This is a genomic window from Duganella sp. AC237 (assembly GCF_979254035.1).
The window spans coordinates 3,055,657-3,077,595 of the sequence record NZ_CEEDEW010000003.1 but is presented as its reverse complement, the minus strand read 5'-3'; the positions used below and the strand labels follow the sequence as shown (position 1 = coordinate 3,077,595).

Sequence of the window (21,939 nt, the reverse complement as noted above, 5' to 3'; positions counted from 1 at the left end):
TTTTAAACTTGACAACTTCGACGTGACTTTGCTTGAAAGATTTTTTCGGTCCACGCCGCAATGCCCTACAATCTCGGAATGACTGAAATCACCCTTGTTCTGCCCTACGCGCTGCCCCCGCCGGAGATGGCGCGCGACCTGATCCGCGCCCTGCAAACACCCGCCCTGGCGGCGCTGGTCTCGCGCCACAGCGATGCCAAAACCATTACTTTCGACAACAACAGTCGCGTGCTGCCGCATGAGGCGTGGCTGAGCCACGCGCTTGGCCTGGCGCCGGCGCCCGATCATCCGGATACCGGCGCCCCGGTGGCCACCGCCGCCATGCGCGGTTGCGGCCCGGAGTTGGCCGCCGCCGCGGCCAGCGGCCACTGGTTCATCGTCCAGCCGGCCAACATCCAGATCTCGCGCACCCACTCGCTGCTGTCGGATCCGCGCGCGCTGCAATTGACCGAGGACGAATCGCGCGCCCTGTACGACATCGCCCGCCCCTACTTCGAGGAGCTGGGCAAGCCGCTGCTGTACGCCACGCCGGGATTGTGGTTCGCCCGCGCGGACGACTGGTCCGGCCTGCGCACCGCCTCGCCGGATGCCGCCACCACGCAATACATCAGCGACTGGGTGCCGGAGGGCGAACGCGCGCGCGACTACCGCAAGCTGCAAAACGAGATCCAGATGCTTTGGCACGAACACCCGGTCAACGAGGCGCGCCATGAGCGCGGCCTGCAGCAGGTCAATTCGTTCTGGCTGTGGGGCGGGTGCGGTCCGGTGACGCCGGCGGCGCTGCCGCTGTGGGTGGCCGGCGCCGGCGCGCCTTCGTGGATGCAGGCGCTGGCCGCGCCCGAGCGGCGCGCGCCGGAGGCCGCGCGGCTGATCGCCGACGCGGGCAACGGCGACGGCGGTGTCACCGCCGTGCTGGCGGAGCTGATTCCGGCGGCGCAAACCGGTGACTGGGCCGACTGGCTGGCGCGCATGCAGCGCCTGGAACAGGCGTGGTTCGCGCCGCTGCTGGCCGCGCTCAAGGAGGGTCGCGTCGGCCGCGTCAACCTGGTCCTCAGCCACCGCCAAAGCTGGACGACCGTATCGAGCACCAAACTCGCCCAGCGCAAATTCTGGCGCAAGCAGAACCTGAACACTTTATCGAGCACCGTCCGCACATGACCCGTATCGCCACCCGTCCCTACCCTTACCGCGAATCCGAAATGCTGCGCCAGGGAGGCATCCACCCGGTGCTGGCGCGCCTGTACGCGGCGCGCGGCCTGACCGACATCAAGGATTTGTCGAGCGAACTGGCGGCCATGATCCCGCCTTCGGGCCTGCTGCACATCGGCGCCGCCGCCGTGTTCCTGGCCGACGCCATCGCCGCCGGCAAGCGCATGGTCATCGTGGCCGACTACGACTGCGACGGCGCCACCGCCTGCGCGGTCGCGCTGCGCGGCCTGCGCGCCATGGGCGCCAATATCGATTTCATCGTCCCCAACCGCTTCGAGTACGGCTACGGCCTGACGCCGGAGATCGTGGAGCTGACGGCGCGCGAGAAGCAGCCCGACATCATCATCACCGTCGACAACGGCATCGCCAGCATCGACGGCGTGGCCGAGGCCAACCGGCGCGGCATCGAGGTGGTGGTCACCGACCACCACCTGCCGTCGGATACCCTGCCGGCCGCGCGCGTGATCGTCAACCCGAACCAGCCCGAATGCGGCTTCCCGAGCAAGCATATCGCCGGCGTCGGCGTGGTGTTCTACGTGCTGCTGGCGTTGCGCGCCGAATTCCGCAAGCGCGGCGCCTATGAGACGCAGCCGCAGCCCAAATTGGACAACCTGCTCGACCTGGTGGCGCTGGGCACCGTCGCCGACGTGGTGCGGCTGGACCCGAACAACCGCATCCTGGTGGCGCAGGGGCTCAAGCGCATGCGCGCCGGCCGCATGCACGCCGGCGTGGCCGCGCTGTTCCGCGTGGCCGGCCGCGAGCCGCGCACCGCCAGCCCGTTCGACCTCGGTTTCGCGCTCGGTCCGCGCCTGAACGCGGCCGGCCGGCTGGAAGACATGTCGCTCGGGATCGAATGCCTGATCACCGACGACGAGGGCCGCGCCTGGGAGCTGGCGCAGCGGCTCAACGAGATCAACCTGAAACGGCGCGAGATCGAGGCCGAGATGCAGGACACGGCGCTGCTGCACCTCGATGCCTTCGAGCCGGCCAACAGCAGCACCATCTGCGTGTTCGACGCATCGTGGCACCAGGGCGTGATCGGCATCGTCGCCTCGCGGCTCAAGGAAAAGTTCTTCCGCCCGACGATCACCTTCGCGCCCGGCGCCGACGGCTGGATCAAGGGGTCGGGCCGCTCCATCCCCGGCTTCCACCTGCGCGACGCGCTCGACCTGGTCTACAAGAAGGCGCCCAGCCTGATCGACAAGTTCGGCGGCCACGCGATGGCGGCCGGGCTGACCCTGCGCGCCGACGCCTTCGACGCCTTCTCCGCCGCCTTCGAGGAGGTCGGCCAGGCGTGGCTGAGCAAGCAGCAACTGGAACGGATTGTCGAAACCGACGGCCCGCTGGAAGACGCCTACTACACCACCTCCTTCATCGACCTGATGGCCGGCCAGGTATGGGGCCAGGGCTTCGCGCCGCCGGTGTTCTGCGACGAGTTCCGCGTGGTCAGCCAGCGCATATTAAAAGAGCGCCACCTCAAACTGCTGCTGGAAAAGAACGGCGCCCGCTACGACGCCATCTGGTTCGGCCATGTCGATTCGCTGGGCGAGCGGGCCAAAGTCGCCTTCCGTCTGGACGCCAATGAATACAACGGCGTAACAAAAGTACAACTCCTGGTGGAGCACGCCGAACCAGCCTGAGGCCCGGAGCGCGGCCAGATTCACTCCCCGATTGCTATTCATCCGAAAAAGGAGTATAAGTACTCCATTACCGGAGGATCTATGAATCTGACCTATGCTTACCCTCGCAGCCGCTTCGAGCCGACCGTCTTGGTGGATCTGAACGCCAAGGCCGAGCGCGAGCGGTTATCGAAGTCGGCCCTCAAGGGCTTTTTCAAGCTCGCCGCCACGTGGCACGTGCGCGACGAGGACGCCCGCCAGCTGCTGGGCGGGCTGTCGAGCAGCGCCCTGTACGAATGGAAAAAGAACCCGGAGCGCACGCTGGAGGTGGACTGCATCACCCGCATCTCCTACCTGCTGGGCATCTACAAGGCGCTGCACATCATCTACGGCGACAAGCTCGCCGACGAATGGGTCAACCTGCCCAACAACAACCAGATTTTTGAAGGCCGCACGCCGCTGGCGTACATGCTGGGCGGCGGCCTGCTGGCGATGCAAACCGTGCGTCAATTATTAGATGCGCGCCGCGGAGGACTGTAAGTGCCGGTCAGCCTGATTCCACCCCTTACCACGCTGCGCCAGTTCGACACTTGCCGTTTGCTGCCATCCCGGTTCGCCGACCTGGAGGATTCCGTGCTGTCGCCGCTGGCCGACAGCGACGACATGCTGCGCGACCTGTTCGACCTTGACAACGCCACCAACGCGCGCCTGCGCACGCAAAATGGCGGCTCTACCGGCATCAACGTCGATGAACTGGTGTTCGGGGTGCCGAACTTCCGCATCGTAAACGCCGCCTTCACCTACGCGCACCCGCAAGGCAGCCGCTTCAACGACGGCCGGCGCGGCGCCTGGTACTGCGCCTTCGACGTGGAAACCGCGCTGGCGGAAATCAGCTTTCACAAGGCGGTGGAATACGCCGAAATCAACCGCTTCGACGACAGCGTGCAGTATCAATGCATGCTGGCCGACTTCACCGCCACCTTCCACGACCTGCGCAACCAGCCGCGCTACGAAGGCTGCCTGTCGCCGGACAGCTACATCGAATCGCAGACACTGGCCGAACGCCTGCTCGACGGCGGCTCGCTCGGCATCATCTACCCTAGCGTGCGGCGTCCGAGCGGCACCAACCTGGCTTGCTTCCGTCCCGCGCTGGTGGGCAACGTGCGCAAAGGCGCCGCCTATCGCCTGACCTGGCAAGGCAGCCCGGAACCGACCATCGACATTATCTGATTCATTTTTACCATGCAAACCAAACCTGAAAACGACACTGAACTGCGCCTCAAAGTCAACCGCGAGACCGCCCGCCTGCCGTGGACCGAACTGCTCAAGCATTTCGCCGCCGGCAACGTGGTGTGGGTGGCCAACTCGCTCGACCTGGTCGATGTCGCCGTGCGCATCTCGCACGACGACAAGGCCAACATCAGCCAATGGATGAACGCCGGCCTGCTCGCGCGCGTCAGCGACGAGCAGGCGCAGGGCTGGCTGGAAGCCAACGCCGCCCTGTGGGCGGTCGTCGTCAGCCCGTTCATCCTCGTGCAGCAGGAAAAAGCGGTTCCAGCCAGCGTGCACTGAACTACTTAGAACTTGAAGCTGCCCGCGTCCAGGGTCAGCGAGCCGCCGCACGCCGGTGTCGTCGCCTCACGATTGCCGCTGGCGGTGGACTGGTTACTCTCCCACACGGTGCTCACGCCGTACTTCATGAACTTGTACTGGATCGCGGTCGCCGGTGGCAGCTGGAAGGTGCGCGACCACGGCACGTTGGCGCCACTGCCCTCAATCGCCAGCTGGTTGCTGGCGCCCTGCACCCAATTACCCAGTTCCGCGCGGTTACCAACCACATAAACGTTCTGCCCGACCACCGTATTGGCATTCGCCACGCGGAAGGTCACCGGCACCGTGGTGCAAGCGCCACCTCCACCGCCTCCACCGCCGCCACCCACCTTCTGGTTGATATGCAGCGCCACCGCCGGCACGACCGAACCGCCATTCCCCGGAATGCTCACGCTGATCACGCCATTGCTGCCGACGGTCACGCTGTCGCTGGTGCAGGCGGTGCCCGCCGCGTTCAGCTGTCCATGCACGACGTTGCAGTAAGTCCCCGCCGGCAGCTGCGTCTGCAGCGACGCGTTCCAGGCCGCGCTATCGTTATTGATGGCGACGTAGCCTTTGGCGCCACGGCCGAAGGCGATCTGGTTGCCGGTGCCGTTGGTGAAGTTGTCGACACCCTGACCGGACGTCACCGCGCGGAATGCGACCATGTTCGAGATATCGCTCCAGCGATGGATAAAGTCCCACTGCTGGTTGATCAGCGGCGCGCCACTGGCGTCGAACGGGCTGGCGCTCGGCGGACCCTGATCGTAGCTGGTGAAGCGGAAGCCCGAATGCAGCTGCGCCGCGCCGTACGGCCACGCCAGCATGAAGATGTTGGCCAGGTCGTAGCGTTTGGTGCCCTGCGTGTCGTTGGGCGATCCGGAGACGTAATTGCTGGCCACCAGGGAGCTGTTGTTACGCTCCGTGTCCCAGTTGTTGACGAAGACCGTCGCTTTCTCGCTCGGGATGAAACCCCAGGTCCCGCCCCAATTGCCCGGCGTTCCCATGATGGTGCGGATCTGCGACAGGTTGGCGCCATTCTCGTTGCGGAACACGGCCTTGATCGCATAGGTGTACTGGAACTCATTCAGCGTGCCGCCCGCGAAATAACTCGATCTCACCACGTTGCTGTCCGGGATAACCTCCTGCGTCACCCACAGCGGCTCGCCCGACGTGGTGGTCTGCGTCACGCCGCTCATGATGGCCTGGATATCGGACGGCTGCATGTGCTTGGCCGCGTCGAAGCGCAACCCGTCCACGCCCATGGAGACCAGTTTGTTCAGATAGGTTTTCACCTGGCCTTGTACATACGCGCCCTCCGTCTTCAGATCCGGCAGGCCGCTCAGGCGGCAAAACATCACATTGTTGCGATTACCCGGCGAGCCGTAGTCGCCGCCGGCGATATCGCAGGCCGGATGGAAGTCGCTGCCGCTGAAGAAGGGATACGTCAGCGACGTCGAATTCCAGGTCGAACCGTCGGTCGCGGTGCCGGCGCCCGCCGCCACGTGGTTCACCACCACGTCCGCGTAGATGCGCACCTTGGCCGCATGGCAGGTGTTGACCATGGCCTGGAACTCGGCCTCGGTGCCCATATTGCTCTTGAGTGAATTGAAGTTGACTCGCTGGTACACGTCCCACCACGTACCCAGGCTGGCCGCCGCCGTTGGGGGCGACACCTGCACCGCGCCGTAACCCTGTGGGCCCAGCCAGTTGGTGCACTCCCTGGCGATGTCGTTCCACTTCCAGCGGAACATCTGCACCGAGGTATCGGGCGCGTTGAGCGCGGCATGCGCCGGAATCGCCATCAGGCCGCTCAACAAGCCCGCCGCGCAAAGGGATTTCATCAGGCTGCGTTGTGTCGAATTGATCATCATGTGTCCTTATCGTTATGTTTAGGGAAATACTGTCTCCCGGACAAAATGTAGCAGAACTACAGTAAACATCAACTGGAATTTGAAAAATTTTCTCCTATATCACCCTTGCATATGTATCGCGACTACATATACATATGTAGTCGCGATACAGATCGGAATATCAGCTGCGCGAAAAAAGTCATTAGACGGACGCTACGGTGTGGCACAGCATGGGGTGGCAGTACACACCTATAAAAACGGAGACAAACATGAGTAAATTCACGCACCTGAAAAAGTGGGCGGCGGTCGGCTGCCTCGCGCTAGCCTCGTCCTTCAACGCCGGCGCCACCACATGGACGCTAACCGGCTCGGTCGTCACGCACGACCCAAGCATCTACAAGGAAGGCAATACCTGGTGGATCACGGAGACCAGCGACACCGGCATCGGCGTCAAATACTCCCCGGACGGTCGCGCGTGGACGCAGGGCGGCAGCATCTTCGGCGGCGGCCTGTCGTGGTGGGGCCAATACAACGGCAACTCCAAAACCGTGTGGGCGCCGGACATCCATGTCTGGAACGGCAAGGCGATCCTGTACTACGCGGTGTCCACGTTCGGCAACCAGAAATCGGCGATCGGCCTTGCCACGGCCAGCAGCATCGCCCAGGGTAACTGGGTGGACAAGGGTGTCGTCATCACGTCGGCGCCGGGCGACAATTTCAACGCGATCGATCCCAACTTCGTGGTCGACAAATCGGGGCAGCCCTGGCTAAGCTACGGCTCCTTCTGGGACGGCATCTTCCTGACGCGGGTCGACGCCAGCACGCTCAAACCTATCGGCACCAAATACCGCCTGGCCGACGATGCGATCGGGATCGAAAACCCCTTCATCATCGCCAACGGCTCGTACTACTACCTGTTCGTCTCCAAGGGCACCTGCTGCGCGAAGGCCGCGAGTACTTACCACATCTCCTACGGCCGCTCCACCAGCATCACCGGGCCTTACCTGGACAAGAACGGGGTCGACATGCGCAACGGCGGCGGCACCGTGCTCGATTCGGGTGGCGCGCGCTTCATCGCACCGGGCGGCGAATCGATCAGCAACGGCGCGATGGTGCGCCATCGTCTCGACAGCCAGAACAACTACAACGGCGTGCTGTTCATCAGCGACCTGTTCTTCACCAACGGCTGGCCGACTTTCTGATGACGTACCATGAGGAGAAACGGCGCTGGCCGGTGATGCTGTCGGCTGTCGTCGGCGGAATACTCGGCGCGTCGGCGCTGCTGTGGGCGCGGTGGCCGGGCGACGAACCGGCTGCCGCGCCCACACCTCCGCCGGCGATGGCGGCGCCAGCGACAGCGGGCGCCGCGCCGCCTCGCGGTACGTTGCCGCTCCGCGAACCCGACGTTCTATCCTCGGATATCGCGTTGACCGACAATCAGGAGCTGATCGCCGACAGCGCGCTGCGCAAGGTGATGGATTCCTACTTGTTGGGACGCGGCGACCAGGGACGTCTACAGGCACTGCTGGACTATCTGAATCGCTACCTGCCCGCCAGCGCGGCGCGCGAGGCCGGACAGCTTGCAAACAGCTACAACGCATATTTGAGCGCGCACGACCAACTGCTGGCGGCGCAAAATTTCGGAACCACACCCGACCTCAATCGGCTGATCGGCTGGCAGCGGCAGCGGGAGCAGCTGCGCAACCGCATGCTGGGCGAAAAAGTCACGCTCGAATGGTTCGGCAACGAAGAAGCCTACCTCACACAAGCGCTGGAAGAACTGGGCCAGCGCCGCGACGGCACCGCGCCGCCCCCAAACAGCGCCGACGAAGACCAGGCGAAGCACGACCAGCATATGCAGCAAGTGCTAAGGGACGCAATTCACTTCCACAGAGACACGTAGGGCGGATTAGGCGGAACGCCGTAATCCGCCAATGCATGATCCGCCAACGACACACGCAATACAGCTCAAGGCGCGAACAAATACTCGCAACCCTGATCAGAAGGATCGCGCGCCAGCATCCGATCATACAACCCCGAATTCTCCGACAGCGTCCGCGCCACATCCTCCGGCAGCAGCAACCCGGCCGCCATCTGCCGCTCCGCCGCCGCCTGAACAGCCGCCACAAAATCACCCCGCGTCGGATACCGCACCTCCAAACTGGGCCGAGGATCGCCAGCCGCAACCCGCTCCGCCTCCGTCCTCGCAAACGGCACAAAACTACCATCGAAGCGCGACGTCGCCCAAGCAAATCCCGTCTCCGGCGCCCGCAAGTTCCAACCCGTATGCGTGCCCAAAGGCGCCTGCAACTCCACCAGCCGCACCCCGCCCCTGTCATTGCCATCGGCATCCGGCGTCGGCACGCGCGTCTCGAATTCCTCGCCACGTTTAACCGGCACTCCGCTACCGATCAACCTCGGCTCGCGTAGATTCTGCGCCGGCGGCGTCAAACCTAAACCCTTGGGGAAGATCGCGCGATAATCAGCAACCGTCGTCAACGAACCGTCGGCTAGTTGCGGATAAGCGCTGTCCGGCGGCTGCTTGCCGTTAACCACCCACGCCTCCAGCCCCACGATCAACGCCCGCATCGGCAAATAATGGTTGCTGGTGGAGACGCAAGCGGTGAACGGCGCGCGTACGCGCGAGCGCCCAACATAATGCTGCGCACCCATGAAGCCATAGACCCGCGCGTTATCCGCCGGCGCGACGTCGCGCGCGCCATCCGTGGTGGTGGTGATCAGCGACGCACCGCGATTCCAGTACTCGGTCGACGTATTCGCGTAAATCAGCTTCGGTAAATTCCCCTGCTTGTCCCGCGCCCGATCCAGCGTGGACGCCGTCCTACCGCTGACAGGATCGCGCGACGGCGCCGTGGTGAACGGGAACGCGTCCGCCGGATACTCATGCTCCTCCATCATCGACGGGTGACGCGTAGGCTGTGCGAAGCGGCTATTGAATCCCGCCGAACCGCCGGCGCCCGGCACTTGCAAGTAGGCGCCGCTGAACGCCAGCCGGCCGGATTCGTCCACATTCAGGCCGTCGTGCAGCATACGGCCGATCACACGGCCGGACTGGCTGATGCCAAACATGAGCACAGCCTTTGGCACCGGAGCCCCCTCAAACGGCGTGTCACGGAAGTAGGCCAGCAGATCGCGTATGCCGGCCAGCCCGGCGCCGGTGACGTAAGGATCTTTCGCCACGTAGGTCAATTCGTAAATGGTATCGGGCTTGAAGCCACCGTCAAACCGCACGCGGCCAGGCCCGCCCTTCTTCTCCGGCGCGACGAAACTCCAGCTGCTGCGCGGGACAGGCTTGCGCTTATCGGCGGGCCGCGCGCGTTGGGTCAGCTGCGCTTTGGGATCCCCAGACTTGGCCGGTTCGTAGGTAAGGCCACGCTGGCCGGCGTAGACAGCGATATCGACCGGCGTATTGACGGTGAATTCGTTCTGCACCTTGCCCTTGATACCCTTGGCGACAGGCGGCGCGAACACCAGCGGACGAGCGCCGGCAGCCTGCGGCGCGACGTCCCACGTCCAGGCGGAGAACAGCAGCGAGTAACCGTGACGCATCAGGAAACCGTCGCCCGCGTCGGCGGCGGTGGTGGGATCGTTGTTGACCGGGCTGCGGCCATTGACCTGCCCCATGATCGCGATGCCGCCACGGTTGTTGACGTCATAGATCAAACTGGAAGGCTGGGCGCCGGTTGGTCGCAGCAGTACGAACTCGCTGGAGAAAATCACGAGGCCGCGCCCATCGCGTGGCGCGTGCTTCAAATCCACGATGACAGCATTGGACTTCGACTTGGGATCCAACGCGTAATAAGCGACGCCGCGTATCTTTTCATACGCACCGGCGTCGCCGAAGGTCATCCCGTCCGCGAACGGCGTTCGCTCGATCACTTCGATACGCTCCACCGCCGCCCGCGCTGGCATACAGAGTGCCGCCATCGCGGTCGTGGTGGCCAGCAGTGCCAGCCGGTGCCTGTAGATCATCCCGAGCCTCTATCCGTTTGCAAAACGTCTATCCTAGCAGACGTGGCGCGCAGGCGAGACCGGCGTTATGTAGGCGTATCGACTTCGTCCCAATCACGGTCTTCGAACCGGACCAACCAGTTCAACGCGTGATGACGCTCCTGCAGCACGCCATCGTTCAAACCTGCTGGCGCAGGATACTTCTTCAACAGCGCCTGGCGAGTGGCCCAATGCAAACGGTAGTGCAAATCCAACGCGTCCAGAATCTCCGTCGCCGAACGCATCGCCGGCTGCTTGCGCAAGCCTTCGGTTCCACGCTCGATGGCGGTGCGGGAGATCGAAGACACGTCACAGATCGCATCCGCGAAAGGCAGCGCATCCTGCAACCCCAAGGCCCACTGCAGTACCAGAATCGCCTCATAGCGCCACAAGTACTGCGTGATATCCTGCTGGGTAGGCTTTTCCTGCGCCAGGAATGCACGCTCAGCGTCGGACAGGCCGGCAAACGCCGGTGGAAAGCGTTGTTGAAGATCGGCGGCCGTAATCGGCGTCTCGCCGTTCAAAGACTCGGCGCGTATCGCCACCACGAACAAGGCCAGCATCCTTCGCAGCACATCTTCGGGCGCGCGCAAGCGCAGTTCCGGCTCGGACACCAGCGGCGGCAGATCCGCCGGCACGGTGACCTTGCGGGCGGCGAGCAGCTCGTCGCTGCGCGCCTTGCGCTGCCAGGCCTGCTGCGGATACGGCACCACAGCCTGCGGCTCGCCATCTTCGCCGGAAGCGGGTAAAAGAATGCGTCCCTGTGGATCGCGCACGCTGCCATCTGCCATGAACACGATGGCGTTAGCCGCCTTCGCCCATTCGGAGAAACGAGCCATCTCGCCCTCCTCCACGGCCAGGCTGACGTGCTCGCGCACGCGCTGGAGGTGGCGGATCACGTGATAGCGCACGCGCGTCATGTTTCCATGACCGGCGTCCGCCACGAAGTTCATGAAACCATTGAGATGCGGCTGCAATTCAGGATCGGACAGATCGCGGCGCGCGTTCAGCACATGCGCGAAGCCGGGCTTGGGTGCATCGGCCACCGTGCAGTAGGCATTAAGCAGAATGTGGTTACTAATGTCTTTCGCAGCGAAGAATTGTTTGATTCGGTTTAGCATAACTGATTCGTCATTTAACGCATATCCAGCGCACGGCGACGGCGCGGCGGTGGAAACGCTCGGTCCAGCGCCGCCATGTCTTCCGCGGAGAGGCGGATATCGGCGGCGGCGCGATTAGCGCGCAAGTGTACAGTATCGACGGCCTTGGGGATGGCGATCACGCCTTCCTGATGCAGTACCCACGCCAACGCCACCTGCGCGGGCGTGACGCCATGCGCCTCGGCGACGGCGAGCAGGCCCGGATTGCCAAGCAGCGCGGCTTGTTCGCCGCCGGTCGACTCCAGCGGCGAGTAGGCCATCACCGGCATGCCCTGCTGGCGACACCACGGCAGCAGATCGAACTCGATCCCGCGCTTCATCAGGTTGTAGAGCACTTGGTCGGTCGCCACGGCGCCGCAATCGACGGCGTCCTGCATGCCCTCCAGGTCGAAGTTACTCACGCCGTACTCCTTGATCTTGCCGGCCTTCTTCAGCGCCTCGAAGGCGTCGAAGGTCTCGTCCAGCGCGAAGCATCCGGGCCAATGCAGCAGATAGAGATCGATGCAATCGACCTTCAACCGTTTAAGGCTACGCTCGCAGGCCGCTTGCGTGCCTTCCAAATTGGCGTTGTGCGGATAGACTTTGGTGACCAGGTAGACCTCGGACCGACGGCTGGCGATCGCCTCGCCGACGACCAGCTCCGCGCCGCCCTCGCCGTACATTTCAGCGGTATCGATCAACGTCATGCCGAGATCGAAGCCCATTTGCAGCGCACTGACCTCATCGCCCTTGCGGGACGGGTCTTCGCCCATGTTCCAAGTGCCTTGGCCGAGTACTGGCACTGCACGGCCTGATGGGAAACTGACTGTCTTCATTGCGGAATTCCTTTTTGAAGAAACCAGACTCGCCGCACGCCATGCCGGGCTCAGTCGAACTGGAATCGAACGTCTTTCACGATCTGGTGCTTGCCCCAGAAGAAATTACAAACTCTGGCCACCTCAGCACCGTCCTTGCTTTCGGGGAGGCAACCCCCGCTGATCTTGACCACCTTCTCGCCCTGCTTCGACAACGGCAGCTCAATCGTCAAGCCTTCGGGGATAGTATGCGTCAACTCCACCTTTTCGACGTAATCATCGACAAAGGCCGCGATCAGTACCTTGTCGGCCTTGAGGGTGTACATGTCGTGCTGGAGCGCCGCGCCAGGAACCAGGCAGATTTCTATGTCGGACTGTTCGACCTTCTGATGCCTGCACTGCTGGGTTGGCGCCGCTATTGCCGACGAGGCAGCTATAACCAATATCGTTGCAAAACCTGCCTTCTTCATTCTAAGCCCCCACTTTCCAACTAAAACTCATACAAAATCAAAATTTCATTCCCATTCTTCACTGCACAAGGCGTTTCATTTTGCAAAGCCAGGAAGAACTTCCCCTTTAACAATCCAACTTTTTCTATAAAATCATGCAATTGGGCACTGCATTCAGCAAAACCAAATCTTGCATAATGGAAAATTAACCTGCACTTCACAATCCAAGGAGAATAATTCAGCCCCAAAAAGTCAACCTCAACGAGCTTGGATGGATTCGCAATGACACAATACACATTTGAATTTTCAAAGTTAAAACTCTCATCATCAAAGGGCACAGCGCCACACTCAGCCAAAATATCCCGCAAAATATGCAGATCAATCTCTGGATTTGACTCAAATATCATCATTATTCCCATCGCCAATCCCAATCAGATCTAATTCATCATTCAAATATTCCACAGACATGTGCAAGCACAAGGGCTGGCAGCGGGACAGCGTTCTCAAGTAGAACAAGATAACCGCCTGACAAACTTAAGCAGATCATAGCCAGCGCTCACACCAAAAGTCGAGCATTGGATCGCAATAGCGGATTTGTGAAGTATTTTACATCGTCTTGAAAACACCGTGCTAGTAACGGATCAGATAGAGGTGGAGGCTTTCGCGCATGGTCATGAAAGTGAGGCGCCATGACGCCAATGTCGTTAAATACAGACTACTTTCTGCCTGTCTCCAATTTTATTTGTCGAAAGCGCCGAAGCCAATTTATCCTTCGGATAGCGCAAATCAATTCAGGAAGTCATATACCAATTCATACATATCGAGAGGCTTGACAGGCAACCAGTCATAAGGCACGTAGGGCGATCTTACATCAACAAAATAACCACTGCGCCACGCAATCTTTGAATAAATCGCCGCATCTGGAACTATCAAATCCTTTGTATACCCACTACCATTTTTATCCGCTCTCTTTTTTTCATTCGAAATCATCAAAGCTATCACTTCCTCCATCCCAGCAACATCACCTTCCCCAAGGGCTAAAAAAAATTGATAATCAACAAGCTTGTTCTCTTTTAGAACAAGAGCACTTGGATTCTCAATAACAAGCTTACAACGGGAAATAAGATTCCCCCAGTCTCCGCGAATGGCAACTATAGACTGGTATGCTAAAAAATCCAATGTCGCTGGATCATTAATCCTAGTGGAATCATAAGCTAACTCATAGTTTGAAATCCAAGAAATTATTTCCTCATTATCGGAAAAAAGCGGCTTAAATAAATTTGGAAATCCCCGCCCCCAATCCGGAGAACCTTCCTGATATTTATAATATAATTTTTCCAATCTTGAAGAAACGTACATCCATTTCTTAAAATCATTTAAATTGCCATATTCAAACCAAGAGAAAATCCCAGTCGCAAACGCATGGGATGACAAACCAGACGCGCAAGCTGAGAGATTGCCTTCATTATTAATAATGTTGTTGATTTTTCCATCGATATTGAGATCTGATTTCAGGTGATTCCTAATATGTGCCAAACGGTTCTTTGCTTTTTCAGTAATCATATTTACACCATCAAGCAGCATCAAAAATAAAATCAATTCAATTGTTACATGAGAATTCCGAGCTATCCACAACAAGTTTTAATTTGGTCAGACTAGCTAAAATGCCACTACCTACGGTTGATGAAATTTTTATAGAAATCCTAAAACTCCGGGAAATGATCACCCAAAATAAACACGCCTTCCTCCCTATCCACAATTTAACATTTATATTGCTTTCTAATTTTGATTGTATTTTCGCTGGTCGACTTAGCATTATTTATCAACGATCATCTTATTTTTAGAAGCCTCGGCAGCTTTACTTTTATGCGATCTGAAGTCCAGGCTTTTGCTGGATATAAGCGGCTATTACCCATCTTATCTGACTCTATGAAACCAACCGCTCTCCAAAAGCTTATTCCTATAAATTGAATCAGCAGAAAAAGCAACACTTAGGTCTAAAGCCTCAATCGCAGCAATATACTCCACAGGCGGGCAATATTCATGAAATTCAATAAAATGCGATATTGCGATAGGCGAAGCATAAATGTATTTATCTGAGGGAATCCAAAGCTCGGCGTTTGGTAGTAAATTCCCGTCGACATCCAATAAATTTAACGCACCGCAAACCTGGCATATTGGCGACGCTCGTAGAGGTTCAACAAGGGGTTGAAATATGCCAGTAGCACCAGCAATTACCTCAGTTTATGAACTATCGACGACGACACACTTCCAACAGGAAATTCTTTTGATGGATCTATCCAACCTACGTTTTTCACGCCATCCAAAACGAATGGCGCGATCTGGTGGGTGTAGTTTGTCAAGTCGTCGAAGTTGGTTTTTTCGGTCATTTGGATATTTTGGAATATATGGCACTGCCTGCGTGCAAGCGGACCAAAAGACACAATCCATATCTGGTTTCAGGAACACAGAAAGTTGAGCAGGCGCGGTAGCCAAACCGTCCGGCATGTGTCGGATACAGCCACATCCAAGGAGCCAGGACACACGACGGTTTAGTTTTCATCGTGTCATATCATGTGCTGATGAAGCACTAAAATCCTCTGCGTACGATAAACTCATGTCCCAACTCCTCGCGCAGCCGCTTGAGAAGATGCAATCCTGATGATACGAACCTATCTTTTTCCCCTTCTTCCCAAGCAAAATTTTCGATGCCGGCTCCAGTCACCCCTTTATCGAACCAATTCGACCACGAGATTAGATCATCCGCAAGCGAATCAGTAATCGGGAGAGATCGGGGATCAATATCACCATAGTCCTCAGTAACCGCCGAGTCATCGTGCCAGATGGGATAACAAGAATAGTCCGGCGCCAATCTCAATAATTTCATTTCATCTTCCCCAGATAATTTGCCCCAACAATATATCCATTATTAGAAACGGTAATTGCAACTTTAACAGGAACACCATTAACAACTGTTTCAAATATAGGCCTCCCCTGGCCTTTCCCCTGATACCCCAGAAGTTTACCCGATTCCAACGTATCAATTAAAAATTTGGGAATCTTATCTGCGCCCACGCCTGCCATTTCGAACTCAGCGCCATGTTCCTTTATAATATGAGCCATTCCGGCATCTTTCATGTTGGGAGCATCTACCTGTCCTTTTTCCAGAAAAACGATCTTTCCATCCGGCATTCTTGCCATTGCAACTATATTTTCATCAGTAAATTTTACCCCTTGCGCCCGCAACTGGGCAGTCATAATTGCCTTCGCAGCTGCATTTTGAACGGTAGCAATCTCTTGCTTAAGAACAACAGCACTTGCCCCGCCCCCTACGAGCGATAATCCAATCATCGCCCAGCCTATTTTCTCATTGCCATTCTTAACGGCATTAACTCCATCAATAAAGCTCTTCGCGTTCACATACATACAACCTAACCCGGTTAGACATAACGCACCGTCCTTCCCAACTTGGTCCGCTGCTGCGCTCATTGTTGCGTAGTCCAAGTACTGGCCAAGATAAGCTTGCGGATTTGAAACGCCGGGCGAATCTGCTTTATCAAACGCTCTAGCAATTTCCGGCATCGCAATCTGGCGTTTGCCAGAATCACCTTGCTCAGAATAGACATTCGAGTTAAAGAAATCGTTGGGATTAGCTGTGAACAGAGTGTTCCAGTTTCCATCTTTTGAATTAAATAAAGGATCAGTTCCACCATTCGAAACTACGGCGTCTCGCACTACGACATTACGCAGGAAGTTAATAGCCTCTTGGTCAACTTTATAATCATTAAGTTTAGCATCCACCAAACGCTGCCCCTGGGCCATCAAACGACTTTGTGCCGCAGCAATTTGCTCTTGACTTGGTTCAACCCCATTGTTAAGTGACTTTGCAAAGTCTCTAGCACGCTTCTTAATCAACTCAATTTCGCTCATATGTAGTTGGCGATTGTTAGTATCCGTTGCTAACGCTGAAGTACCACCGGCGCCGCCGCCAACAACCGCACCGATTCCGGCTGCGGTTGCCTCTGCAAGTCCCTGCGCAAGCATCTTCGCCAATTCAGCGTTCATGCCCTGCTCAATCAACATATTACGAGCCCTACTCTGCAAGTCTTCCAACAAATTTGCCGCGCTTGCAACAGTTCCGGCGCCTAATGCACCACCTACACCACCAGTCAACGCGCCGCTAACAGTGTGAAGCGCGACCCTATAGATGCCACCCTCCCCCCATTTCTGGGCATCTTCTAAGCTCCCGCCTGCCGCAAGGATAGCCGCTACTTGTTTATCCGCATAGTTCGCAATGGCCTTCGGCGCCTGCTTACTAAACTCCTGCGTAATCGCGACCTGCGCATCGATCTCTTGCTGAAGTTGTCCGGCATCCCAAGCTTTCGTCAAAGCCCCCGCGTTTGCGGTCGCGCTCTCGGTCGTTACGTTCTTGTCTATATCCGCTAATGCGGCTTCAGCACTTTTCCCGGTGGCGCCCTGCTTCTCCTGATCGGTGATGACGACTAAGCCGGCGCTAATACCGCTGAATGTAGTACTGCTTTGGCTACCGCTAGCCGAACCAATACCGCCACTGGCGCTTGGCTTACCTCCTGCACCAGCAGCCGCTTTCTGTTCGTCCGATAATTTTTTCTCCGGCGGAATGTCTTGCTTGCCAAACGTTCCACTTACCGAGCCGGACATGGAGAAGCCACTGGCGCTGAACTCATCCTTGTTCTGCAGGTCGCTGGCGGTCAGGCTGCCAGTCATCAGTATGTTGCTGCCTTCGTCAACGGCCACCTGGCTGCTGCTCAGCAAGCCTCCCTTCAAGTCCGTGTTACCGCCAACCGTCACCTGGAAGCCCCCATCGCCAGCCTTGATGCCGCTTTGCTCAAGCACCGACAAGAACTCACCATTCACCTTCGATTTACTAATGCTGCCACCCACGGTACTAGCGCCGTAGCAGAACGGCGGTATGCACAAGCTGGCATTCAGGCCAGAACTACTCTGCTTGCTGTCGAAGTGACTGCTGTCCTGAAGGCTTTCGATATTCAGATCGCCGCCGATGTCGGCGACCACGCTGTCAGCAGAGATCACCCCGCCCTTCAACGTCGTATCGCCACCGCTGATGACGGTCATGTTGTTGCCCGCATTGACATGCGTATTCGTGTAGCCGATATCGTCCCCGTCAGCCTTGCCGCGCGCCTGACTGACGGCCAGGTCAATGGTGAAGCCATTGGAGGTGCCGCCGATCCCAAACCCGATACCGATGCTGGCCCCGCTAGACTTGTTAGTGCTGTGCTGGCTGACCGTGTTTTCGGCCGCCAGCAGGCTGACGTCGTTGTCGGCCGACAGCAAAACGTTGCCGCCGGCCGTGATATCGCTGCCGATCGCCGTCAGGTTGCTGTCCTTGCCGCCACCGGTGGCCGTGATGCTGACGTTGCCGCCAGCTGCAATGGTGGAACCCGCCACGGTGCTGCTGGTCGAGACGACATTGTTCTCGCTCTTGGAGTTACCCAGGCTGATGCTGACGCGCAGGCCGGCGTTCGTCGCCGTCATCAGCGAAGTGGCAGCATCCTTCAAGCTGGCCGCCGCGTTGAGTGCTGCCAGCGCCTGCATGCGGCTGCTGCCGGTGCCCTCGGCGGCCTTGACCATGCTGCCCACACTCTTGAGCGCTTCCACTACCGGCGAGGTGATCGTGCCGCCGATCGCCGTCTTGTTGTAGGTCGTATGATCGGTGCTGTTGTTGATGTTGTTGGCCGCGTTGATCAGCACGTCCTTGGCGACGATCTTGATGTCGCCTTCCGGCGTGGTCACTTCGCTCGACGTCTGCGTGTACTGCCCGCCCGCCTTCAACGTCACATTGCCGCCCAGGCTGGCGATCTGGCTGCCCACCTGCGTCACGCTGTCGGCCGTGCCGTCGTTGGTGGTCTTGACGGTGCCGATCGCCGCCTGGAAGCGTGTGCCGATCGAGCCGGACTTCTTGCTGCTGCTGGCCGATTCGCTGTCAACGCGGTTCTCGGCGCTGACGATGCTCAGGTCGCGCTTGGCGTCGATGACGATGTCCTTGTCGGCCACCACCGTGCTGCCGGTGATGATCGTGTCGCGCCCGCTCGTGGCGCTCACGCTGCCGCCGCTGAGCACGCTGCCCACCTGCGTGACCGTGTTGCTGCTGCCGCTCTTGTTGTCCTGGCTCTTGCTGTAGCCCACGCCTTCGGTGATGTCGAGCGAGAAGCCGCTCTTCTTGTGTTCTGCGCTGTGGTTTTCGCTACCCGCCTGCGCGGCGCTCGACACCAGCAGGTCGCGTCCGGCGTTCAAGGTCAAGGCGTTCTCCGCCGTCAGCTGGCTACCGTCGATGACGATGTCGTTGCCCGATTTCACCGTGACCGAGCCACCGCTGACATTACTGCCGACCACGTTGCTCACGCTGCTGTAGTCGGCCGTCGTGTCGCTGCTTTTCTTGAAGGTGCTCTTCGATTCGTTGTGGTGGGCCAGGTCGGACAGGTGGTTTTCCTGCACCTGCGTGATGCTGACGTCGCCGCTGGCCGCCAGCGACACGGTGCCGCCGCCGGCGATATTGCTGCCTGCGATGGCCAGCCCGCCCGCGCCGGCGTCGCCCGCCTTGATGGTCAGGTTGCCGCCGGCGGCCACCGTGGCGCCCACGACAGTCTGGTTCTCGTGGATGATCTTGTCGTAGCTCTTGCTCTTCGGATCGTTTTCTTGGTGCGTCTTGACCTCGTCGACGACGGCCGCGATGGAGATATCGCGCCCCTGCAATCACCGGAAAACCATCAGCACAGAGCCAAGAGTACCCTTAGGCACGTCATATTAGGGCTATGAAACCTTAGCGGATATATTATGTAAAAATAAAGGAGTAGAAACATCAGGCATATTTTCGTATGCCTTTAAAATCGTTTGCGACGGCGACAAAGAATTTTCGCCTCCAAACTCATGAACAATTTTTAGCCACATAACTGCAACAATAAATTGACCGGTGCCCAACCATTGCTCTTGCATATATTTTTTCAAAAACTTCTTGCCGACTTTAAAAACATCAGCATCTACAAAAGCGGATCGGCTTTTACATATGCACGACACATAACCAAACTCACGCGGCGTCAACACCCGCGAATCGATGTTCGTTAAACCACTATATTTCTCAAACTCAACTATACCTTTTTCATACTGACCAGAAAAATATGCATACGCCAGATACTCATCTAACTTGCGCGTTAAAAAGCCCTTTTCATCATAAACATTATCGTGCGCAGAGATTGCCCCATTAAGAATACTAGCTTGATTCCAATGTTCCAAATCCTCCCTACCAGAAATCATCCAATGAGAGATAGCAGCCGCCTGATGGAGATTCATATGATGAAAATTGTAGCTCTCACCAAAATCTTCTCCCTTCGCAATTGCCCCTTCAATCCATGCATGCAATCTCATCAGAACATCTTGCGTTTCGGCGCTTAAGCCCACTAACCACAAACGTATGACGTCCCCTAATTGCATCATAGCCACATTTCCCATCGGCCGCTTCTCATCAAACTCTGTGCGGCAAAGTCGAGGAAGGGTCTCCTGCTCTGCAATTCTACGTACTTTAACAGGGTCAAAAATCATATATTTCCTTTAACATTTCTTTCTATTGCAATATCTAGCAACAACAGAATTTTTAACTTTCCCAGCCCCAACAGTATTGGTAGCAAAATTAGCCAACTAAAGAATTTCCATTTATGCAATTTTGCTACCCCCGTGGATTCTATTCATATTAGGCCGAGTGCAGACAAATCCCGCTTTAGCATTTCGACTTCGAGCGCATCCGCCCCAATCAATAAATTTTCCAAATTGGATCTGGATAGTTGATCGCTGATTTTTTGCCGAACAAATTTATCAATATCTTTATGCCAACCTCCGATTAGGACCAATTCAATAACACGGTACATAAGTTGCTCCAGCGGGTGCACAAAAGCATTTTCGTATTCGTAGTCAATGTATCCCATCACCTCAAGATGAGTGACACCCATTACGATACCGCGATCTCTGCAAAAATCATAATATGTTTCCAGTAGTTCCGATCTAATGGTGAAATAATCATCCCTATCTTCAATTTCCGACATTTTATTGACCTTTTTTACGTGGCGGGATTACCCCACCATTATCCAATATGTTGATTTTTATGTTAGGGTATCTATTTTTAAACTGATCAATTACAGACGAGCAGCTTGCACATGGCGCGCGCTCTGTAAGAAGAATGATCGATCCAGTCGCTTTCGTATTATCTCCTAACTGCGCCGCGATATTATTAAGAATTTTCGCCTCTGAATCAATACTGCGATCGATCAGAACGCCACTAGCACTTGGCACACTTGAACTAGGGAAAATTTCGGGCCCTCTCGAAACAAAATTGAGCTTCTGCTGAGCTTCTGTTGGAAGATCTATACGGCTAGAGGCAACCATCTTAGACTGTACGCCGGGGATCTCAATCTGCGCAATTCCGACATTCCCCCCTTCTTTGCGCTCCCCGACATAGCGGCCCGCAGCACGCTAATTTCTTCTACGAGTAAGGCTTTCGCCTCATCCAGAGACGCGGCCCCAGGCCCAACAGGCACAAGTGTACTAGGCTGGGGAACCCCTGCGACTGAATATCCTATGGCTTCGGCAGCAACTGTGCACCCAACCGGATTGTTCAGGCAGTACCCAACTGGGTTCTTCAAAAATGCGGCTGTTTCCGCCGCAAATCCGGCAAAGTAAGGGGCGATAGTCAAGGTCCCAGCTGTAAAAGCGGCTAAAACAGTTCGTTGCATTACAACATCACGCTTTTGTCCGTCCTTTACAGCCGAGTCTAGAATCTCCTTTATAGTCGGCTGATTTAGTTTGTTTTTCTGGTAAAAAGCTTCCATTTGTTGCTGCGTAGTCGCATACATACCAGAATTCGACTTTTGTTCTGGAGTTGCATAAAACATATAACCAGGCCCGCACGTTGGGCAGTTCGCGTCAGTGGGAAGCATGACATGTGCTTGTCCGAGAAATACCATCGCCTGCCTATCTTGCTCACCCGCCACACCGTATTGCACTTGTCTGTAAGCTTGGCTTGCAAGCCGACGCTCCGCTTCACCTAGGCTGATACCGTTTTGCTCTGCGAACTTTGCGGCATTCTCTTTAATCCATTTCACTTCGCTCTGATGCAACTGCCGATTATTGGTATCCGTACCAAGCGCTGTCGCAGCGCCTGCGGTTCCGCCTCCCAGAGCTCCGATGCTTAACGACGTTACTTCTGC

22 protein-coding genes are annotated in these 21,939 nt (G+C 57.3%); 7 read left to right on the top strand and 15 right to left on the bottom strand.

All coding sequences use genetic code 11. The features are described 5' to 3' along the window. The first annotated feature begins 78 nt into the window (after nt 1–78). The 5 genes from AC0IYS_RS13940 to AC0IYS_RS13920 all read left to right on the top strand — a co-directional run bounded on the left by AC0IYS_RS13940 (nt 79) and on the right by AC0IYS_RS13920 (nt 4,400). A complete protein-coding gene (locus tag AC0IYS_RS13940) occupies nt 79–1,158 on the top strand; it encodes a hypothetical protein (protein ID WP_471705710.1) in 1,080 nt (359 codons plus the stop codon). Then, nucleotides 1,155–2,849, top strand: coding sequence for a single-stranded-DNA-specific exonuclease RecJ (gene recJ / locus AC0IYS_RS13935; protein WP_471705709.1), 1,695 nt, complete (start codon nt 1,155–1,157; stop codon nt 2,847–2,849). The genes AC0IYS_RS13940 and recJ overlap by 4 nt, the downstream gene beginning before the upstream one ends. A gap of 81 nt (nt 2,850–2,930) precedes the next feature. Further along, nucleotides 2,931–3,368 carry an antitoxin Xre/MbcA/ParS toxin-binding domain-containing protein gene (locus tag AC0IYS_RS13930; protein ID WP_090319512.1) on the top strand — a complete coding sequence of 146 codons (438 nt, stop codon included), beginning with the start codon at nt 2,931–2,933 and terminating at the stop codon, nt 3,366–3,368. Beyond that, nucleotides 3,369–4,058, top strand: a complete 690-nt coding sequence (locus tag AC0IYS_RS13925; RefSeq protein WP_471705708.1) for an RES family NAD+ phosphorylase — start codon at nt 3,369–3,371, stop codon at nt 4,056–4,058. A gap of 12 nt (nt 4,059–4,070) precedes the next feature. Beyond that, nucleotides 4,071–4,400: a DUF2288 domain-containing protein gene (locus tag AC0IYS_RS13920; RefSeq protein ID WP_471705707.1), complete on the top strand. Its 330-nt coding sequence runs from the start codon at nt 4,071–4,073 to the stop codon at nt 4,398–4,400. A 5-nt stretch (nt 4,401–4,405) separates the two neighbouring features. On the opposite strand, the gene AC0IYS_RS13915 is transcribed toward AC0IYS_RS13920, so the two are convergent. Next, nucleotides 4,406–6,289, bottom strand: a complete 1,884-nt coding sequence (locus AC0IYS_RS13915) for a carbohydrate-binding module family 20 domain-containing protein (protein WP_471705706.1) — start codon at nt 6,287–6,289, stop codon at nt 4,406–4,408. Between the two features lie 251 nt (nt 6,290–6,540). On the opposite strand from AC0IYS_RS13915, the gene AC0IYS_RS13910 reads away from it, so the two are divergent. Beyond that, entirely contained in the window at nt 6,541–7,473 is a 933-nt protein-coding gene (locus AC0IYS_RS13910) for a family 43 glycosylhydrolase (RefSeq protein WP_471705705.1), read from the top strand. Then, nucleotides 7,473–8,174 carry a lipase secretion chaperone gene (locus tag AC0IYS_RS13905; protein WP_471705704.1) on the top strand — a complete coding sequence of 234 codons (702 nt, stop codon included), beginning with the start codon at nt 7,473–7,475 and terminating at the stop codon, nt 8,172–8,174. Before AC0IYS_RS13910 ends, AC0IYS_RS13905 begins: the two co-directional genes overlap by 1 nt. A gap of 65 nt (nt 8,175–8,239) precedes the next feature. Here AC0IYS_RS13905 and AC0IYS_RS13900 read toward each other — a convergent pair whose 3' ends face one another. From AC0IYS_RS13900 to AC0IYS_RS13835, 14 genes are all read right to left on the bottom strand, one after another. Further along, entirely contained in the window at nt 8,240–10,264 is a 2,025-nt protein-coding gene (locus AC0IYS_RS13900; RefSeq protein ID WP_471705703.1) for an alpha/beta hydrolase domain-containing protein, read from the bottom strand. 65 nt (nt 10,265–10,329) lie between these two features. Then, nucleotides 10,330–11,403 carry a DUF4272 domain-containing protein gene (locus AC0IYS_RS13895; RefSeq protein ID WP_471705702.1) on the bottom strand — a complete coding sequence of 358 codons (1,074 nt, stop codon included), beginning with the start codon at nt 11,401–11,403 and terminating at the stop codon, nt 10,330–10,332. Nucleotides 11,404–11,417: 14 nt separating this feature from the next. Further along, the gene (locus AC0IYS_RS13890; protein ID WP_471705701.1) at nt 11,418–12,257 is read right to left on the bottom strand and encodes an aldo/keto reductase; all 840 of its coding nucleotides are present in this window, start codon (nt 12,255–12,257) and stop codon (nt 11,418–11,420) included. 50 nt (nt 12,258–12,307) lie between these two features. Continuing rightward, nucleotides 12,308–12,706, bottom strand: coding sequence for a hypothetical protein (locus AC0IYS_RS13885; RefSeq protein ID WP_471705700.1), 399 nt, complete (start codon nt 12,704–12,706; stop codon nt 12,308–12,310). 20 nt (nt 12,707–12,726) lie between these two features. Continuing rightward, the gene (locus tag AC0IYS_RS13880; RefSeq protein WP_471705699.1) at nt 12,727–13,095 is read right to left on the bottom strand and encodes a hypothetical protein; all 369 of its coding nucleotides are present in this window, start codon (nt 13,093–13,095) and stop codon (nt 12,727–12,729) included. Nucleotides 13,096–13,471: 376 nt separating this feature from the next. Beyond that, nucleotides 13,472–14,248, bottom strand: a complete 777-nt coding sequence (locus AC0IYS_RS13875) for a hypothetical protein (RefSeq protein ID WP_471705698.1) — start codon at nt 14,246–14,248, stop codon at nt 13,472–13,474. A gap of 354 nt (nt 14,249–14,602) precedes the next feature. Continuing rightward, nucleotides 14,603–14,902 carry a DUF7919 family protein gene (locus tag AC0IYS_RS13870; RefSeq protein WP_471708863.1) on the bottom strand — a complete coding sequence of 100 codons (300 nt, stop codon included), beginning with the start codon at nt 14,900–14,902 and terminating at the stop codon, nt 14,603–14,605. Nucleotides 14,903–14,919: 17 nt separating this feature from the next. Further along, nucleotides 14,920–15,075, bottom strand: coding sequence for a DUF7919 family protein (locus AC0IYS_RS13865; RefSeq protein WP_471705697.1), 156 nt, complete (start codon nt 15,073–15,075; stop codon nt 14,920–14,922). Nucleotides 15,076–15,275: 200 nt separating this feature from the next. Then, a complete protein-coding gene (locus tag AC0IYS_RS13860; protein WP_471705696.1) occupies nt 15,276–15,572 on the bottom strand; it encodes a hypothetical protein in 297 nt (98 codons plus the stop codon). Then, nucleotides 15,569–19,438 carry a hemagglutinin repeat-containing protein gene (locus tag AC0IYS_RS13855; RefSeq protein ID WP_471705695.1) on the bottom strand — a complete coding sequence of 1,290 codons (3,870 nt, stop codon included), beginning with the start codon at nt 19,436–19,438 and terminating at the stop codon, nt 15,569–15,571. The genes AC0IYS_RS13860 and AC0IYS_RS13855 overlap by 4 nt, the downstream gene beginning before the upstream one ends. A 57-nt stretch (nt 19,439–19,495) precedes the next feature. Beyond that, a complete protein-coding gene (locus AC0IYS_RS13850; RefSeq protein ID WP_471705694.1) occupies nt 19,496–20,281 on the bottom strand; it encodes a hypothetical protein in 786 nt (261 codons plus the stop codon). Nucleotides 20,282–20,424: 143 nt separating this feature from the next. Beyond that, nucleotides 20,425–20,778 (bottom strand): hypothetical protein, encoded by a 354-nt coding sequence (locus tag AC0IYS_RS13845; RefSeq protein ID WP_471705693.1) that lies wholly within the window; start codon nt 20,776–20,778, stop codon nt 20,425–20,427. Between the two features lies 1 nt (nt 20,779). Then, entirely contained in the window at nt 20,780–21,118 is a 339-nt protein-coding gene (locus AC0IYS_RS13840) for a deaminase domain-containing protein (protein ID WP_471705692.1), read from the bottom strand. Beyond that, the gene (locus AC0IYS_RS13835; protein WP_471705691.1) at nt 21,097–21,834 is read right to left on the bottom strand and encodes a hypothetical protein; all 738 of its coding nucleotides are present in this window, start codon (nt 21,832–21,834) and stop codon (nt 21,097–21,099) included. The genes AC0IYS_RS13840 and AC0IYS_RS13835 overlap by 22 nt, the downstream gene beginning before the upstream one ends. Nucleotides 21,835–21,939 lie beyond the last annotated feature (105 nt).